A 16,816-nucleotide genomic window follows, 5' to 3' on the forward strand; every position below is an offset into this window, starting at 1 on the left:
CGTAGTTACCGCCGGTACGCTCAGGTCGGCACGCCGGCCTCCCTTGGTTGCTTCACCTCACTCACCGACGCCGACGAACGGGAAGTCGAAGCCCGTCAGCCAGTGCCGCCCGGTCTCCCGGGCCCGCCGCCAGGACGCCTCCACCGGCGCCTGGTTGCGCGGCTGCCCCAGGTCGTCCGGCACCGGCCCGATGCGGCGCGCGACCGGTACGAGCGCGGACTTGTCGAAGCCGAAGGCCTCGGCCGCCGACTCGCCCAGCAGCCGGCGGGTCTCCCCCACCGGGACGTCGTGGAAGGCCCTGCGCAGCCATTCCCCCGTGTGCGGCCAGGTGCCCTCGGGGTGCGGGAAACCGGAGCCCCAGAGGACGTTGTCCACGCCGATCTCGTAGCGCCGCGCGAGCTCGTGCCGGGTGGGGGCGGTGGCGCAGACGAAGATCTGGCGGTCCAGGTACTCGTGCGGGGACCGCTTCAGCGCGGCGAACGGCGAGAGTGGCCTGCCGCCGTGCGCGCCCAGGTACAGCCGGTCCATGTGCCACAGCAGGTCCGGCAGCCACCAGCAGCCGGCCCCGGCGACCCCGAAGCGCAGCCCGGGATGGCGCTCGAAGGCACCGGACCACAGCAGGAACCACAGCGGCCGGGCCGGCCACCACGCGGCCTCGGAGAGCTGGATGCCGAGGTGGCCGCCGTACTCGGGGCGGGGCACGGCGCCCGCGTGCGTGAGGAGGGGCATGGCGGTCTCGGCGGCGGCCGCCCACACCGGGTCGTACCGGCGGTCGTGGTAAGGCGCCGCGTCGTCCCAGCCGGCGGGGATCAGCAGCGCACCGAGGCCCGACTCCCTGGCCCGGTGGATCTCCGCGACGACCGCGTCCACTTCGGCGGTGACCGGGAGGACGGCGACGCCGCAGTGCCGCTCGGCGTCGGTGGCGCAGAACTCCGCCAGCCACCGGTTGTACGCCCGGGCGCCCGCCACGGCCGCCTCCGGGTCCTGCGCGGCGGACGCGTCCAGCCCCGCACCGAAGGGCGGCGCCGTGCCGCCGTCCACGGTGTCCGCGTCGGGGAACACGACCTCGGCGGCCACCCCGTCACCGTCCAGCTCCTTGACGCGCTGTGTGGCGTCCCAGCCGCCCCGCAGCCCCTCCTCGTTGTCCTCGTACCACTTCATGACGGACGTCTCGTTCCGTGTGCCGCGCCGGACCGCGCCGGCGCGCCGGGCGCCCCGCTGCCCGAGCCAGTCGTCGAAGGCGCGGTGGTGCGCGGCCTCCAGATAGGGCCGGTACCGCTCGGTGGGCAGCCCGGCGTGGCAGGCGGCGGAGATGATGAGGTACGGGTCGGTCGGGTCCGTCATCGCGGCTCCTCGGTCGGTCCGGTACGAAACGTTCGAGGTGGTCCCGCACGCGTGTGTCGCGTGCATGTCGTGCCCGTGCTGCAACAGGGGTACAGCGAGACCGCGTGAGGGGTAAAGAGACGTGCACCGGTCAGGAGCACGGCCGGCCACCGCCGCTCGCGCCGGTACGCGAACGGGGCCTGTGGAAACGGCCGTTCCACTCCTCGCGGAGCGCCGCGGCGACGAGGTGCCCGCACAGGATCCGGCCGGAAACGACCGGTGGCGCCGAGGACCCACGCGCCACAGGGGACCTGACGCCCTTTCGGGGAACGGGGTACGGACGGGGCGCGCGATGTCCGAATCATCCCCAAGCGCGTATCTGTGCGCCCCCGCAGGGCGGCGCTGTCAGTCCCGGCCCGTATCCTCATGGACCATGCTCGAAGACCGCACGGCAGCCGACCGCCCGCTCTCCCCGGAGATCGTGCGGCAGCCGGCCCCGCAGGAGGAACAGGCCGACTGGCCCACCGCGTATCCCGAGGGGTACGCGGTGGTCGACGTGGAGACCACCGGCCTGGCCCGCGACGACCGGATCATCTCAGCCGCCGTGTATCAACTGGACGCCCGCGGCGAGGTCCAGGACCGCTGGTACACCCTCGTCAATCCCGAGCGCGACCCCGGCCCGGTGTGGATCCACGGGCTCACGAGCGAGGTGCTGGAGAGCGCCCCGCTCTTCCCGGAGATCGTCCCCGAGCTGTCCCGGCGCCTGGCGGGCCGCGTCCTCGTCGCGCACAACGCGATGTTCGACTGGTCGATGATCGCCCGCGAGTACGCCCGCGCGAAGGCCCAGGCACCCGTCCGCCAGCGACTGTGCACGATCGCGCTCTCCAAGGAGCTGAAGCTCCCCCTCCCCAACCACAAGCTGGAGTCCCTGGCGGCGCACTACGGCGTCGTGCAGCAGCAGGCGCACCACGCACTGGACGACGCCCGCGTCCTCGCCGAGGCGTTCCGGCCGAGCCTCCGGCTGGCCGCCGAGGAGAACCTCCGGCTGCCGCTGCTGGCCTGCCAGCCGCTGACCGAGTGGACCGACGCGCCGCGTCCGCCCGCGCAGCGCTCCGGGTACGGCTACCGCCCGACGACCTGGCGCCCCTCCCGCAAGCGCCCGGCCTGCCCGTATCCGAACCCCGGGCGGTACGAGCCCGGCGGCCGGCTGATGCAGGGCATGCGGGTCGCCTTCTCGGGGGACACCTCCGTGGACCGCGAGCTGCTGGAGGACCGCGCGACCGAGGCCGGACTGCACGTCGCGACCAGCGTCTCCCGGCTGACCAGCCTGCTGGTCACCAACGACCCGGACTCCCCCACGTCCAAGACCGCCAAGGCCCGCTCCTTCGGCACCCCCGTGATCGACGAGGCCGCCTTCATGCAACTCCTCCAGGACGTGCTTCCCGCAGAGTGAGCCCCGTAAGGGGCGTGGGGAGCTGCGCGAACCACCACGGCGGCCGGCCGGGCAACGTCCGAAGCCCCTACGGCGGGCAGCCGAGGGCCCCGGCCACCGTCCGGGTGAAGCCGGACAACACACCCCACATGGGGCTGGCCCCCCGGAAAACGGCGCCCCACCCTGGGGCGCATGGCACGTTGCGAGGTCTGCGGAAACGACTACGGCATGACGTTCGAGGTGCACGCGCAGGGCGCGGTGCACGTCTTCGACTGCTTCTCCTGCGCCATCCACCGCATGGCACCCATCTGCGAGCACTGCCGGGCCCAGGTCATCGGCCACGGCGTCGAGGCCGACGGCCACTGGTACTGCTGCGCCCACTGCGCCCGCGCGGAGGGGAAGGTGGGCATCGTCGACCGGGTCTGACGGCCGGGGCGGTTCGGCCCCGGGCAGCCTTCGGCGGGACCCTGCCGTCGGGGGCCGAATCGTGACAGGTACCGTCAATACCGTGTACCGCTTCCTGTTGTCCCGGCAGTGGGTGATCCTCACCCTCCTGGGCCTCGTCCTGATCCCCGTCATGGTCAAGCTGGGCTACTGGCAGCTGCACCGCCATGAGCACAAGGTCGCGCAGAACGCCCAGATCGCCAAGGCGCTGCACGCGAAGCCGGTGCCGGTCACGGACCTCGCGAAGCCGGGGCGCGACCTGCCGGAGGCGGACCGCTGGCACCCGGTGAAGGCCACGGGCCGGTACGACACCGAGGGCGAGGTCGTGGTGCGCAACCGCACCGCCGCCGACGAGCAGACCATCGGCTACTACGTCCTCACCCCGCTGCGGCTGACCGGCGGCGGCACCGTCCTGGTCAACCGCGGCTGGATCGCGCCCAGCGGCGGCGCGCTCACCACCTTCCCCGACGTGCCGCCGGCGCCGAAGGGAACGGTCACCGTCACCGGACGGGCGATCCCCGACGAGACCACCGCCAAGAGCGGGATCAAGGACACCAAGGGCCTCCCCGACCGCCAGGTCATGCTGATCAACAGCAAGCAGGCGGCCGAGCGGCTGCACCGTCCGGTGCTCGGCGGCTACATCGAGCAGACCGCGCCCGAGCCCAAGAGCGGCAAGCCCGAGCTGGTCCCCGAGCCGGACCACGACAGCATCGGCCCGCACATGGCGTACGCCGTCCAGTGGTGGCTCTTCGCCGCCGCCGTACCGGTCGGCTGGGTGGTCCTCGTACGCCGTGAGCGCCGGGACCGCGCCGCTGCCGCCACCGCCGACGACGCCGCCGCACCGGCCGAACCGGAGCGGCCGCAGGAGACGGCCGGGGCCGCGGCCAAGGACTGAGAGCCTGTGTCAGCACCCCGGCCGGGCGCCCGCCGCCTGGCACGCAGGCTCTGAGCCGACACCGCCCGGAGCCGGGTACTGCATAGCCCCCGCCCCCGCCGGGCAGTCGTGACAGCGTGCATCCACCTATCGAGGACTACGCGCTCATCGGGGACCTGCAGACCGCCGGGCTCGTCGGCCGCGACGGCTCCATCGACTGGCTCTGCCTGCCCCGCTTCGACTCCGCCGCCTGCTTCGCCGCGCTGCTGGGCAACCGCGACAACGGCCACTGGCGGCTCGCCCCCGCCGACCACGAGGCACGCGCCGAGCGCTCGTACCGGGGCGACTCGCTCGTGCTGGACACCGACTGGACGACCGGCACCGGCCGCGTCCGGGTCACCGACTTCATGCCGCAGCGGGACCGCGCGCCCGACGTCGTCCGCATCGTCGAAGGCCTGGAGGGCAGCGTCGAGATGCGCGGCGTACTGCGGCTGCGCTTCGACTACGGACGGGTCGTCCCCTGGGTCCGGCACGTCGGGGACTGCCGGGTCGCCGTCGCCGGGCCCGACTCGGTCTGGCTGCACTCCGAGCCGGAGGTGACGACGTACGGCCAGGGCTTCAGTACCCGCTCGGACTTCACCGTCCAGGCGGGCGAGAAGGTCGCCGCCGTCCTCACCTGGCACCCCTCGCACCAGTCCCCGCCCCGCCGCATCGACCCCTACGAGGCGCTGCAGTGCACCCTGGACGACTGGAAGGAGTGGGCGGCCCACTGTACGTACGAGGGGCCGCACCGCGAGGCCGTCATCCGCTCCCTGATCACGCTCAAGGCGCTGACGTACGCGCCCACCGGCGGCATCGTCGCCGCCCCCACCACCTCGCTGCCCGAGGAGGTCGGCGGCGTCCGCAACTGGGACTACCGCTACTGCTGGCTGCGCGACGCCACCCTCACCCTCAACGCGCTGCTCTCCGCCGGGTACACCGAGGAGGCCAGGGCCTGGCGCGACTGGCTGCTGCGCGCGGTGGCCGGCTCCCCCGCCGACCTCCAGATCATGTACGGGCTGGCGGGCGAGCGGCGGCTCCCCGAGGCGGAGCTGCCCTGGCTGGACGGGTACTCCGGCTCCACGCCCGTCCGCATCGGCAACGCCGCCGTCGACCAGCTCCAGCTCGACGTCTACGGCGAGGTCCTGGACTCCCTGTTCCTCGCCCGCAACGCGGGCCTGGAGGACAAGCCGCACGCCTGGAACATCCAGTGCGCCCTGCTCGCCTTCCTCCGGAAGAACTGGCGGCGCCCGGACGAGGGCCTGTGGGAGGTGCGCGGCCCGCGCCGGCACTTCGTGCACTCCAAGGTCATGGCCTGGGCCGCCGCCGACCGCGCCATCCGCACCGCCGAGGCGCACCCGGGCCTGAAGGCGGACCTCGACGACTGGCGCGCGATGCGGGACGAGGTGCACCGGGAGGTGTGCGAGAAGGGGTACGACCCCGAGCGCGGGACGTTCACCCAGTACTACGGCTCGGAGGAACTGGACGCCGCGACGCTCCTCATCCCGCGCGTCGGCTTCCTGCCGGGCGACGACCCGCGCGTCATCGGCACGGTCGACGCGGTCCGCCGGGAGCTCACCCTCCCCCATGGCCCCAAAAGCATGGGAGGTGCCCCCACCGGGCTGGTGCGCCGGTACAGCGCCCAGCGGGCCGACGGGGAGCACGCGACCGACGGGCTGCCGGGCGAGGAGGGCGCGTTCCTGGTGTGCTCCTTCTGGCTCGCCGACGCGCTGTACCTCACCGGGCGGCAGAAGGAGGCGCGCGAGCTCTTCGACCGCCTGCTGGACCTCCGTACCGACCTCGGGCTGCTGGCCGAGGAGTACGACCCGGTCACCGGCTGCCAGCTGGGCAACTTCCCGCAGGCGTTCAGCCATGTCGGCCTGATCGGTACCGCCTTCACCATGGCGGGGATGCCCAAGGCAGACTGACCCCATGGATCTTGGACTCACCGACCGGACGTACATCGTCACCGGCGCCACCCGCGGCCTGGGGCACGCCACGGCCAGTGCGCTCGTCGCCGACGGCGCGAACGTCGTGATCACCGGCCGCACGGAAGAGGCGGCCACCGAAGCCGCGGAGAAGCTCGGGCCGCGTGCCCTGGGCATCGGCGCCGACAACGCCGACCCGGCCGCGGCCCAGCGCCTGGTGGACGCGGCCCGCGACCGCTTCGGCGGCCTGGACGGCATCCTCATCAGCGTCGGCGGCCCGCCCCCGGGCACCGGCACCTCCCACACCGACGAACAGTGGCGGGACGCCTTCGAGTCGGTCTTCCTGGGCGCGGTCCGGCTGGCCCGTACGGCGGCCGGGGCGCTCGGCGAGGGCGGCGTCATCGGCTTCGTGCTCTCCGGCTCCGTGCACGAACCCATCCCCGGCCTCGCCCTCTCCAACGGGCTCCGCCCCGGCCTGGCCGGCTTCGCCAAGTCGCTCGCGGCCGAGCTGGGCCCGAAGGGCATCCGCGTCGTCGGCGTCCTGCCCGGCCGCATCGCCACCGACCGCATGAAGCAGCTGGACGAGAAGTCGGGCGATCCGGAGGCCGCGCGCGCCCGCAACACCGCGTCGATCCCGCTGCGCCGCTACGGCACCCCGGAGGAGTACGGCCGTACCGCCGCCTTCCTGCTCTCCCCGGCGGCGTCCTACGTCACCGGCGTCATGGTGCCGGTCGACGGCGGCGCGCGGCACGGCTTCTGACGCGTCCCGTTCCGGGGCTTCCGGGCTTCCCGGGCGGCGGGAGTGCTGCCGCCCGGGGACGCCGGGGCTTCAGGTGACCCGTTCGGCCCGGTGCCGTACGGCGCGCAGCCTGACCTCGGCCGGGAGCTCCGGCAGGCCCGTCGCCTCACGCGCGTGGGCCACCGCCCGGGTGCTCAGCAGGTGCACCGCACCGGCCGGGTCCGCGTGCGGTTCCAGCAGGAGGCGTGCCCGGACGTGGGGCTCCCGGCGGCGGCCCGTCAGGCGCATGACGGCACGGTGCACACCGTCCGCGCTCTCCGCCTCGGCGGCGAGCACGTCCTCCAGCGCACGCCCGCGGAGCAGCGCCCCCTCACCGTCCCCGGTGTCGACCAGCACCTCACGCAGCCGCCGGTTGCGGAACTGGGCCAGCAGCCACCACAGGGCGAGCAGCACCAGCACGGCCAGCACGGCGATCACCACCGGCCACCACCAGCCCGAACCCGCCCAGCGGGTCCGGTCGGCCGCCCGCAGCAGCACGTCGCCGGGCGCGTCCCACGGCCACCCGGCCGGCAGCCCGCGCCCCTTCTCCGGCACCCCCAGACCACCTGCCAGCACCAGCCCGCCGGCCCCCAGCAGCACCAGTCCGGTCAGTCCGAGCAGCACCCGGTTGACCGTCCGCCGTACCTGACGCATCGCCACCGTTCACCTCTTCCCGGCACGGCGTACGTGGACGGACATCCCCGGCGGCCGGGCGAGACCGAGCCGGTCCAGGCCGTCGGCGAGCGCGGCGTCCACGTCGCCGCGCACCTCGTCCAGCTCGCGGAAGTGCGCGAACGCGCGCGCCTTCACCTTGCGGCGCGACACCTTGATCCGTACGGACTGCACGCCCGGCACCTCCATGACCCGGTCGCGCAGCACCAGCGCGGCGGCGGAGCGGTCCAGGCCGGCGCGCGTCGCAGGCGTCGCGGGCCGCATCGGCAGGACGCCGCGCAGCCCGGGCGTCACCGCGAGCACGAGCAGCCAGAGGCCCAGGGCCATGGCGAGCGCGGCGGCGGCCAGCACCCAGGGGTCCTCCAGCGGGCGGCTCGCGAGCTCGTCGGCGAGCCGACGGCGCCAGGCCATCGCGGACTGCCCGGCCCGCACGGCGGCCACGTCGTACAGGAACAGCCCGGCCACCGCGAGCAGCACCAGGGCCACCAGTGCGGCCGGCAGCCGCCGGGCCGACCAGAAGCGCCCGGCCCGGCCGCTGCCGGCACCGGAGGTGTACGCGGCGGCGGAGGCGGACTGCTCGGGGCCGTCCGGGCCGCCGGGGCCCCGCTCCGTCTTCTCCAGCGTCGGGAGCCGCCGTGTGGTGTCCGGCTCGCTCATGCCCCGCGTCCCGTCGCCCGGGTCACCGTACGTGTCATCGCACTCTCCCCTGCCCGGCCCGCTTCAGCTGTGGCGAGTGCAGGCGGGTCACCTGGATCGCCACCTCGGGCACCGTCATGCCCGCCAACGCCCATACCCGTTCGGTCACCCGCCGACGCACCGCGCCGCACTGCGCGCCGATGTCGCCGGGGTAGCCGAGCTCGACGGAGATCCGTACCCGGGCCTCGCCGAAGGTGTCCAGGGTGTTGTGCCGCCGTACGACGACGGAGGCGTCGGCGTCACCGGGACGGACCGCACCCGGAGGGGGGCCGGTCAGGGCGGGCGCCGTGTCGTCGGGCGCGGGCGCGGCATCGTTGTCCGTGCCGCCGGGGCCCGGTGCGCCGGTGCCTGTGCCGCCGCCCGGCGCGTCTGTGTACGGGCGGTCGGCCGCGTGCGCTCCGCTGCCGTTGCCCGGCCCGTCGTCGGGACCGCGGCGCAGCGCCTCCCGGGCCGCCTGGGCCGCGATCTTGGCCACCACCCGGTCCGCGATCCGCGTCGCGCCGCGCTGCCCCGCCGCGACGGCGGGCTCCGGAAACTGTCCGGCCACGCCTCACCGCCGCCGGACGTCGCGGTCGCGGCCTCCCGGGCGCCGGAAGAACTCGCCGGGCTCCAGGTCGCCGTCCAGGAACCGCCCGGCCACGAACCCGACCGCGCCCAGCGCCGCCACCAGCAAGAAGGCCCCGAATCCGCCGAAGTACCCGGCGAAGCCCAGTGCCATGCCGGCCAACAGACCGGCCACGGCCATGCTCATCGTGCACTCCCTCGCTGCCACCCCACCGGGATGGCGGACCTGCCGGAACCCGGAACGGCCGCCGGCATCCGTACCGCCCGTTCGGCCGGCCCGGCCGCCCGAACGGCTCGAACCGCTACTGGAGCCGGGACTCCGTCTCCTCTTCCTCTTCCTCGTCCGGCAGCTTCACGTCGCTGACCGCGATGTTGACCTCGACGACCTCCAGGCCCGTCATCCGCTCGACCGCCGCGATGACGTTCTCCCGTACCGCCCTGGCCACCTCGGCGATCGCCACGCCGTACTCGACGACGATCTCCAGGTCCAGTGCCGTCTGCACCTCGCCGACCTCGGCCTTCACGCCGCGCGTGACGGAACGGCCGCCGGGCACCCGGTCCCGTACCGCGCCGAAGGTGCGGGCGAGGCCACTGCCCATCGCGTGGACGCCCATGACGTCCCGGGCGGCCATGCCGGCGATCTTCTCGACGACGCCGTCCGCGATGGTCGTGCGTCCCCGGGTCGCCGGATCGCCTCCGCCGCGCTCGGAACCGAGGGTCTTGCGGGCGGCTCCCTCGCCGTGCGGCCGGCCGCCCTGTGCGGTGTCGCTCATCGCATCGTCCCTTTCCGCGGGCAGGAAGGAGCGGACACACCTGGCGTGCGCTCCGGAGCCCACATTAGGCGCGGTCGGCGCGAACCGCCGCCGGGATACCGCCGGGATACGCCGAGTGGGCGGCTGAGAGGGCGGATGAACGGCGCGGGCCGGTCGGTCACGCGCCCGCGGGACGGCACGGCGCGCCCCGCGGGCGGGGACTGCCGGGTTACTCGCCGGCGCCCGCGAGGTCACGCAGCCGGCGGCCCTGCGCCGCGCGTTCCGCGGCGCGCTGCTCGTCGAACGTGCGCGCACCGGCCCCGGCCAGCAGGGCCTTGGTCTCGATGACGGCGTCCCTGGGCGCGGCGAGCAGCGCAGCGGCGAGGTCCGCGACGGCGCCGTCGAGCTGCTCCCCGGGCACCACGAGATTGGCGAGGCCGGTGCGCTCGGCCTCGTCGGCGTGGACGTACCGCCCGGTGGCGCAGATCTCCAGCGCCCGGGCGTAGCCCACCAGATGGACGAGCGGCTGCGTACCGGTCAGGTCCGGCACCAGCCCCAGGCTCGTCTCACGCATCGCGAACTGCACGTCCTGTGCGCACACCCGCAGGTCGCAGGCGAGCGCGAGCTGGAAGCCGGCGCCGATGGCGTGTCCCTGGACGGCCGCGATCGTGATGATGTCGTTCCGCCGCCACCACGTGAACGCCTCTTGGTACTCGGCGATCAGCGCGTCGAGTTCGTGCTCCGGGCCGTGTCCCATGTCGAGGTAGGACGGCTCGCCCTCGAAGCCCTCGGGGGTGAAGGCCTGGCGGTCCAGGCCGGCGGAGAAGGACTTGCCCTCGCCGCGCAGCACGACGACCCGCACGCTGCCGGGCAGCTGCCGCCCCGCCTCGGCCAGGGCCCGCCACAGGGCGGGCGACTGTGCGTTGCGCTTGGCGGGGTTGGTGAGGGTCACCGTGGCGACGGCGTCGTCAACGGTGAGCCGGACACCGTCCTTGTCGAGCAGGGTCATGGAGCGCCTCCGGGTCCACCTCGGCTACTGAACAGCAACCGCTAAGTTAACTGAACAGTAACCACCCGGTCGATCACTTCTTCGACCGGGTGGCACCGTCGGCTCTTCGGAGTCGCGGGCCGCCTCAAGTCAGGCCGAGGCGGCCTTCTTGCCCCTCGTGGCCCCGCCACGACCACGCAGGACCACACCGGATTCGCTGAGCATCCGGTGCACGAACCCGTAGGAGCGGCCGGTTTCCTCGGCCAGCGCCCGGATGCTCGCTCCGGAGTCGTACTTCTTCTTCAGGTCTGCCGCGAGCTTCTCGCGCGCGGCGCCGGTCACCCGGCTGCCCTTCTTCAGAGTCTCGGCCACCCGTGCCTCCTCATGGGAAGTGCGCTCTGGACTCTCATGATCACCCCTCCCGCCCGTCCTGGCCACCCATTCGGCAAGGTCCGTAGGACATCGTTTGGCGCGAGGAGCGGCGCACGACCGCCTGGAATCGAGGATTCCAAGGGCCTTACTGCGGCGCCTCGCCCGAGCGGCGCGAAGAAGCGCCAGGTCAGGGGGTGCGGGGCGGAACAAGAGCGAATCCGTGACCGTCCGCCTTTTCCCGCGCGGCGCGCCGCGCCGGGTACGAGCCGTTCTCACTCAGATGATGGATCACCCGTCGGCCGAATGATCCATACCGCGTTGATCAAGATGTCCTACGGCCCGTGCCGATCGGTGCCGGGCGCTGCGGCGGGCCGGAGCGGGACGCCCCGGCAGGCCCGGCGCGTGACCTCAGGCCAGCGCCACCAGATCCGCGTAGTCCGGGCCCCACAGGTCCTCCACGCCGTCCGGCAGCAGGATGATCCGCTCCGGCTCCAGCGCGTCCACCGCACCCTCGTCGTGCGTCACCAGGACCACCGCGCCCTCGTACGTGCGCAGCGCCCCGAGGATCTCCTCGCGGCTGGCCGGGTCCAGGTTGTTGGTGGGCTCGTCCAGAAGGAGGACGTTCGCGGAGGAGACGACCAGGGTGGCGAGCGCGAGGCGGGTCTTCTCGCCACCGGAGAGCACGCCCGCCGGCTTGTCCACGTCGTCACCGGAGAACAGGAAGGAACCCAGGGTCTTGCGGACCTCGACCAGGTCCAGATCCGGCGCTGCCGAGCGCATGTTCTCCAGGACCGTGCGGTCCGGGTCGAGCGTCTCGTGCTCCTGCGCGTAGTAGCCGAGCTTGAGGCCGTGTCCGGGGGTGACCGAGCCGGTGTCGGGCTTCTCGGCTCCGGCCAGCAGCCGCAGCAGGGTCGTCTTGCCCGCGCCGTTCAGGCCGAGGATGACCACCCGGGAGCCCTTGTCGATGGCCAGGTCGACGTCGGTGAAGATCTCCAGCGAGCCGTACGACTTGGACAGGCCCGCCGCCGTGAGCGGGGTCTTGCCGCACGGCGCGGGCTTCGGGAAGCGCAGCTTGGCGACCTTGTCGGACTGCCGCACCTCCTCCAGGCCGGCCAGCAGCTTCTCGGCGCGCTTGGCCATGTTCTGCGCGGCGACGGTCTTCGTCGCCTTGGCGCGCATCTTGTCCGCCTGGGAGTTCAGCGCGGCGGCCTTCTTCTCGGCGTTGGCGCGCTCGCGCTTGCGGCGCTTCTCGTCGGCCTCGCGCTGCTGCTGGTACAGCTTCCAGCCCATGTTGTAGATGTCGATCTGGGACCGGTTGGCGTCCAGGTAGAACACCTTGTTGACGACCGTCTCGACGAGGTCCACGTCGTGGGAGATGACGATGAAGCCGCCGCGGTAGGTCTTGAGGTAGTCCCGCAGCCAGAGGATCGAGTCGGCGTCGAGGTGGTTGGTCGGCTCGTCCAGGAGGAGCGTGTCGGAGTCCGAGAAGAGGATCCGGGCCAGCTCGACACGGCGGCGCTGACCACCGGAGAGCGTGTGCAGGGGCTGGCCGAGGACACGGTCGGGCAGGCCGAGGCTGGCGCAGATGGTCGCGGCCTCCGCCTCGGCGGCGTATCCGCCCTTGGTCAGGAACTCCGTCTCCAGGCGCTCGTACTTCTTCATCGCGCGCTCGCGGGTGGCGCCCTTGCCGTTGGACATCCGGTCCTCGTTCTCGCGCATCTTGCGCAGGACCTCGTCCAGGCCGCGGGCGGAGAGCACCCGGTCACGGGCCAGGACGTCCAGGTCACCGGTGCGCGGGTCCTGCGGGAGGTAGCCGACCTCACCGGACCGGGTGACCGTGCCGCCCGCGGGGATGCCCTCGCCGGCCAGCACCTTGGTCAGGGTGGTCTTGCCCGCGCCGTTACGGCCGACCAGGCCGATGCGGTCGCCCTTGGCGATGCGGAAAGAGGCGGACTCGATGAGGACTCGGGCGCCGGCGCGCAGCTCGAGGCCGGAGGCGGTGATCACGGGAAGACTCCAGGGCAGGGTGGACGGCGGGACGGACGGGCGGAAGAAGCCGCAACGCGGCGCGCTCCGTGGGAGCGCGGACGGGCCTGCGCCGTCTAATGCACAAGGAGAATTGCCATAGGGCCAGTCTAACGGTGGTGTGCAAGCAGTTTTTCCCGGCGGCACCGGCGGCGCCGCGCGCTCCTCACGATGCCTCACTCGGGGCGTAGGCCCAGGTCACATGGCGTTGTCAGACCCCACTGGCAGACTGATGTGAGTCAGGCCACACCGGCTCTCGAAGGGACCGAGCCATGCCCGCCATCCCGTCCCCCTCCATCTGCCCGACCCTTCTCTACCGCGATCCCAAGGGCGCGATCGAGCTCCTGACGGCCGCCTTCGGCTTCAGCAGGGGCGCGCTGTACGAGGACGAGTCCGGCACCGTGCTGCACGCCGAGCTGTCCTACGGCAACGGCACGGTCATGCTCGGCGCCAAGGGCCGCGGCGGCGTCTTCGCCGAGGCGATGGGCGACGCCGGGCCGACCGGTGTCTACGTCGCCGTGCCCGACGTCGACGCCCATCACGCGCGGGCCGCGGCGGCCGGCGCGGAAATCCTGATGCCGCCCACCGACCAGGACTACGGCTCCCGCGACTACATGGCCCGCGACCAGGAGGGCAACATCTGGAGCTTCGGCACGTACGCCCCGACGACCAGGGACGCCGACGGGACGGAGGGCTGAGCCGCGCCCGCCCGCCCGGCAGGGCCGGGCGGGCGCGGGCCGGGCGGCCGTCCGGCCCGGGGTCAGGCGCCGCCGGTGTGGACCTGGAAGGCGGCCCGGCGGACGGCCTTGGCGAGTGCCGGGTCCGGGTGGGCGGCGGCCAGTGCCACGAGGACCTGGACGGTGCGCGGATGCCCGACGGCGCGCACCTCCTCCAGCAGGCGCGGCACGGAGCCCTGCACGGCGGAGTCCAGGTGCCGTACGAGCAGCCGGCTCTCCCCGTGGTCGGCGACGGCGGCCGCGGTGTCCACCCAGAGCCAGGTCGACTCCTCCCGGGTGAGCACGTCCGGCGCGGTCTCGGGGTCGCCGCCCTCGTGCTCGACCAGCCACAGCAGGGCGTACGGCCGCAGGCCCGGCTCGTCGGCCGCGGCGCGTACGGCGGGCTCGGCCGGTGCGCCGACCGTCCGCAGCGCCTCGAAGGCGAGCCCGCGCAGCAGGGCGTCCTCGCCGCGGGCGACCTCCAGCAGCTCCTCGACCGCGCTGCCGACGGAGCGCGCGGCCAGCCATGCCCGGTACTCCGCGCGGGCGGGTCCCGGGGTGAGCCGCGCGCAGCCGCGCAGCATCGCCTCGGCGGACTGCTCGATGTTGCCGGCGGGGCTCTGCGCGGCCACGCAGATCTGTTCGAGCTTGACCCAGACGGCCCAGCTGCCGAGCGGGGTGAGCTGCGCCTGCCGCTCGCCGGCCGGCTCGCCGCCGCGCAGCAGTGCGGCGGCGTCCCCGGCGCCGCGCGTACGGGCGCCGCTCCCGCCCGGTACGACCAGCGCGCCGACCGCGGCCAGTGCGTCCAGCGCCCAGTCCAGCAGGGCCGCGGACGACGCCCCCGCGCCGCCGTCCGGGCCGCCGTCAGCGCCGCCGTCCGGGCCGCCGGGTTCCGGCCGGCCGTTCCAGTGTTCAGTGGCCTGGCCATCGGCATCCGGGACGGCACCGTCACCGGCCGCCCCCGGGCCGGGCGTCGCCACCGGCCCCGGGCCGGGCGTGCCGTCGGCTCCCGGACCAGCCGTACCGCCGGACTCCGGGGCAGGCGTCGGCACCGGCCCCGGGCCGGGCGTCAGTTCCGGGCCGGTCTCCGCGGCCGGGCCGGTAACCGCGGCCGGGCCGGGCTCCGGGGCCCGGCCCGGCTCCTGGCGAAGCGTGCGGTCGTACGGGACCTCGCAGCGTTCCGTGCGGAGTTCGGCGATGCGCTGGTCGAGGAGTTCCAGGAGGTCGGCCACCTGGACCGGGCCCGCCGAGAGGTAGAGCAGCGACAGCACCTGCGGCAGCGCCTCGATCACCTCGGCGACCGCTCCCGGGCTCGCGTCCGCCGGTGCGGGCCGCGCCAGCGACCAGGCGTCGAAGAGCGCGACCCAGCCGCGCAGCGCGGCGGAGTCGTCACGGTCCCAGGCGCGCAGCCGCCAGCCCGGCCGGGCCACCCCGCCGTGCAGCTCGATGAGGCCGGCCAGCCGGGCCCGGTCCCAGTCGGCCCGGACCTGCTGCGGCGTCAGTTCCAGTGCGGCGGCGGCCTGCTCGGCCGCGGCGTCCGGGAGCGAGCCGTCGGCGGCGGCGCGCGCGCCGGTTCCCTCGCCCCGCTCGCGGGCGGCCCAGCGGGCCACCCGGACGGCGCTCGCCAGCCCGCCGCGTGCCATCCGGGCCAGCTCGGCGGGCGGCGGGGTGCCCTCGGGCGGCCGTGGCGCGGGCCTGGTGGTCCGCGTGCTCACCGCACGGCGGGCGGCGGCGATCGGTTGTCTGGGGACGAGGCGGAGCCGGGAGTCGCGCGGAGTACGGGACGTCACAGGAGCAGTCTTGCTCTTGTGCGCCCGAAAACCCAATCGGAAGTCGCTTTGCGTTCTCCGGAAGCGCCGTTCCTGCCCGTTCCGCCCATGATCGCACCCTTCCCCGCGACACCCCGTGCCACACCCTCCGGCCCTCGGTGCCACAGCCGTACAGGGGTACAGAGGCACAGGGGCAGAGCCTCCCCGCGCCGGGAGCCCCGGCCGCTCCCCCGGCCGTCACATCAACGGCGTCAGGAACCGGCGGAGCGCCTCTTCGTAGCTGTCGGGACCGGCGTTCCACATGGCGCCGTGCGGGGCGTCCCTGACGGTGTGCAGGCTGACCAGGTCGGGGCGGGCGGCGGCCAGCCGGCGGGAGGCCGACCACGGGGCGACGGTGTCGCCGGGGCCGTGGAAGATCAGCGTCGGTACGGAGAGCAGCGCCGGGTCGCGTGCCTCGGCCAGCCGGTCGGAGTGCAGGCCCGTGCTCCCCTCCGCGGCCCGCACGGCCAGCGGCAGCACGGGGCGCGGCACCCGCCGGGCCGTCGCCAGCGCCCGTACCGTCGCGCGCCAGTCCAGTACCGGTGAGTCCAGCACCAGTCCGGCGATCCGGTCCCGCAGCGCGGAGTGGGCGGCGGCGTGCAGCGCCATGGTCGCGCCAGTGGACCAGCCGTGCAGGATCACCTGGCGGGCGCCGTACCGCAGCGCGTACCGGATCACCGCGTCCACGTCGCGCCACTCGGCGTCCCCGAGGTGGGCCATGCCGTCGGCGGTGCGCGGCGCGCCGAGGTCGTTGCGGTAGGCCGGGTCCAGCACCGGGAAGTGGTGGCGCTGGAGGAACGGCATGACGACCATCGGGTGCTCCCGGGTCGTGCCGAGGCCGTGCACCGTGATGACCCAGGTCACCCGCTCGCCGGGCAGGAACCACGTCGGCAGCGCGCCCAGTTCGCCGGGCACGTCGACGTCGGCGCACTCCAGGCCGAGCGCGTCGGACGGATTGCCGATGTGCACCTGCGGGGTCAGCCACACGCGCGTGCCGCGCCCGAGGGCCCCGTGGGTGACCCGCTCCAGGCGCCGGACGACGGTGTCGGCCTCGTGCGGCACGTCGTCGGCCACCGGCCCGACGACGGCGTGGCAGCCGCGGCCCATCAGCCCGTACCGGCCCGGCCGCAGCGCGGACAGGCTGCGGGTGAGGGTGATCCGGTCGGCGGTGGTGGCGTGCACCGTCAGCCGCCCGTCGCCCGGCAACGGCCGGTCGGGGGCGGGCTTCAGGGCGACATCGCTGGCGTACCGGCCGGCCGCGAGGGCGGCCGCGCCGGTACCGATCACGGTGGAGACGGCCGCTGCCGCCGCGGTTCCCAGGCGCACCCTCCCCAGTCTGGGGAGCCCGGCGGCCCGTGGCCAGTGGACCGGCCCGGCCGGGTGACGGACCCGGCCACCGGCGGGG

The 16,816-nt window shown here is 74.3% G+C and carries 17 protein-coding genes; 6 read left to right on the forward strand and 11 right to left on the reverse strand.

All coding sequences use genetic code 11. The features are described from left to right. Positions 1–57 precede the first annotated feature (57 nt). Complete coding sequence (locus AAC944_RS09660; protein WP_030618993.1) at positions 58–1,344, reverse strand: amidohydrolase family protein; 1,287 nt, start codon at positions 1,342–1,344, stop codon at positions 58–60. Between the two features lie 412 nt (positions 1,345–1,756). Here AAC944_RS09660 and AAC944_RS09665 point away from each other — a divergent pair, with 412 nt between their 5' ends. The 5 genes from AAC944_RS09665 to AAC944_RS09685 all read left to right on the forward strand — a co-directional run bounded on the left by AAC944_RS09665 (position 1,757) and on the right by AAC944_RS09685 (position 6,800). Continuing rightward, on the forward strand, positions 1,757–2,776 hold the full coding sequence (locus AAC944_RS09665) for a DEDDh family exonuclease (RefSeq protein WP_030618997.1): 1,020 nt from the start codon (positions 1,757–1,759) through the stop codon (positions 2,774–2,776). A 171-nt stretch (positions 2,777–2,947) separates the two neighbouring features. After that, positions 2,948–3,181: a hypothetical protein gene (locus AAC944_RS09670; RefSeq protein ID WP_078888751.1), complete on the forward strand. Its 234-nt coding sequence runs from the start codon at positions 2,948–2,950 to the stop codon at positions 3,179–3,181. A gap of 82 nt (positions 3,182–3,263) precedes the next feature. After that, positions 3,264–4,094, forward strand: a complete 831-nt coding sequence (locus AAC944_RS09675; protein WP_030619001.1) for an SURF1 family cytochrome oxidase biogenesis protein — start codon at positions 3,264–3,266, stop codon at positions 4,092–4,094. A gap of 116 nt (positions 4,095–4,210) precedes the next feature. Then, positions 4,211–6,040 (forward strand): glycoside hydrolase family 15 protein, encoded by a 1,830-nt coding sequence (locus AAC944_RS09680; protein WP_030619003.1) that lies wholly within the window; start codon positions 4,211–4,213, stop codon positions 6,038–6,040. A 4-nt stretch (positions 6,041–6,044) separates the two neighbouring features. Further along, the gene (locus tag AAC944_RS09685; RefSeq protein ID WP_030619005.1) at positions 6,045–6,800 is read left to right on the forward strand and encodes an SDR family oxidoreductase; all 756 of its coding nucleotides are present in this window, start codon (positions 6,045–6,047) and stop codon (positions 6,798–6,800) included. A 69-nt stretch (positions 6,801–6,869) separates the two neighbouring features. Here the strand turns inward: AAC944_RS09685 and amaP are convergent, their stop codons facing one another. The 8 genes from amaP to abc-f form a co-directional block, all read right to left on the reverse strand. After that, positions 6,870–7,472, reverse strand: a complete 603-nt coding sequence (gene amaP / locus AAC944_RS09690) for an alkaline shock response membrane anchor protein AmaP (protein ID WP_030619007.1) — start codon at positions 7,470–7,472, stop codon at positions 6,870–6,872. Between the two features lie 9 nt (positions 7,473–7,481). Further along, entirely contained in the window at positions 7,482–8,147 is a 666-nt protein-coding gene (locus AAC944_RS09695; protein ID WP_030619009.1) for a DUF6286 domain-containing protein, read from the reverse strand. Between the two features lie 34 nt (positions 8,148–8,181). Continuing rightward, positions 8,182–8,733 (reverse strand): hypothetical protein, encoded by a 552-nt coding sequence (locus AAC944_RS09700; RefSeq protein WP_030619011.1) that lies wholly within the window; start codon positions 8,731–8,733, stop codon positions 8,182–8,184. A gap of 3 nt (positions 8,734–8,736) precedes the next feature. Then, positions 8,737–8,937, reverse strand: coding sequence for a hypothetical protein (locus AAC944_RS09705; protein WP_030619014.1), 201 nt, complete (start codon positions 8,935–8,937; stop codon positions 8,737–8,739). A 115-nt stretch (positions 8,938–9,052) separates the two neighbouring features. Further along, positions 9,053–9,523 (reverse strand): Asp23/Gls24 family envelope stress response protein, encoded by a 471-nt coding sequence (locus AAC944_RS09710; RefSeq protein ID WP_030619016.1) that lies wholly within the window; start codon positions 9,521–9,523, stop codon positions 9,053–9,055. A 208-nt stretch (positions 9,524–9,731) separates the two neighbouring features. After that, positions 9,732–10,511 (reverse strand): enoyl-CoA hydratase/isomerase family protein, encoded by a 780-nt coding sequence (locus AAC944_RS09715; RefSeq protein ID WP_030619019.1) that lies wholly within the window; start codon positions 10,509–10,511, stop codon positions 9,732–9,734. Between the two features lie 129 nt (positions 10,512–10,640). Next, complete coding sequence (locus AAC944_RS09720; protein WP_006606369.1) at positions 10,641–10,862, reverse strand: helix-turn-helix domain-containing protein; 222 nt, start codon at positions 10,860–10,862, stop codon at positions 10,641–10,643. A gap of 408 nt (positions 10,863–11,270) precedes the next feature. Continuing rightward, entirely contained in the window at positions 11,271–12,869 is a 1,599-nt protein-coding gene (gene abc-f / locus AAC944_RS09725; protein ID WP_030619024.1) for a ribosomal protection-like ABC-F family protein, read from the reverse strand. A gap of 290 nt (positions 12,870–13,159) precedes the next feature. Here abc-f and AAC944_RS09730 point away from each other — a divergent pair, with 290 nt between their 5' ends. Beyond that, on the forward strand, positions 13,160–13,585 hold the full coding sequence (locus AAC944_RS09730; RefSeq protein ID WP_030619027.1) for a VOC family protein: 426 nt from the start codon (positions 13,160–13,162) through the stop codon (positions 13,583–13,585). A gap of 62 nt (positions 13,586–13,647) precedes the next feature. On the opposite strand, the gene AAC944_RS09735 is transcribed toward AAC944_RS09730, so the two are convergent. Both AAC944_RS09735 and AAC944_RS09740 read right to left on the reverse strand, forming a co-directional pair. Further along, a complete protein-coding gene (locus AAC944_RS09735) occupies positions 13,648–15,393 on the reverse strand; it encodes a hypothetical protein (protein ID WP_368397082.1) in 1,746 nt (581 codons plus the stop codon). A gap of 216 nt (positions 15,394–15,609) precedes the next feature. Continuing rightward, positions 15,610–16,737 carry an alpha/beta hydrolase gene (locus AAC944_RS09740; RefSeq protein WP_030619032.1) on the reverse strand — a complete coding sequence of 376 codons (1,128 nt, stop codon included), beginning with the start codon at positions 16,735–16,737 and terminating at the stop codon, positions 15,610–15,612. Between the last annotated feature and the right edge of the window lie 79 nt (positions 16,738–16,816).

The organism is Streptomyces sclerotialus (assembly GCF_040907265.1).
Taxonomy (GTDB): Bacteria; Actinomycetota; Actinomycetes; order Streptomycetales; family Streptomycetaceae; genus Streptomyces; species Streptomyces sclerotialus.